Below are 206 nucleotides of genomic sequence, written 5' to 3' on the forward strand. Positions count from 1 at the left end.
GCTGCCCACGGATCTACCCAACGATGTCCTCTCCCAGCTGGGAGCCCGAATTCAGCACGCGCTGCGCGCGTTTACCCCCGACGACCACAAGGCGCTGCGCAAGACCGTGCGCACCTACCCGAAAACCGATGTCTACGACTTGGAGTCCGCGCTGACGTCGCTGGGCACCGGCGAGGCCGTCGTCACCGTGCTATCGGAGAAGGGCG

Annotated in this window: 1 protein-coding gene; it reads left to right on the forward strand. The window is 66.0% G+C overall.

From position 1 onward, the window contains the following. A partial coding sequence (locus BST12_RS30515; protein ID WP_139802168.1) for a helicase HerA-like domain-containing protein occupies positions 1 to 206 on the forward strand: 206 nt, incomplete at both ends.

The sequence above is a fragment of the Mycobacterium angelicum genome, from assembly GCF_002086155.1.
Taxonomy (GTDB): domain Bacteria; phylum Actinomycetota; class Actinomycetes; order Mycobacteriales; family Mycobacteriaceae; genus Mycobacterium; species Mycobacterium angelicum.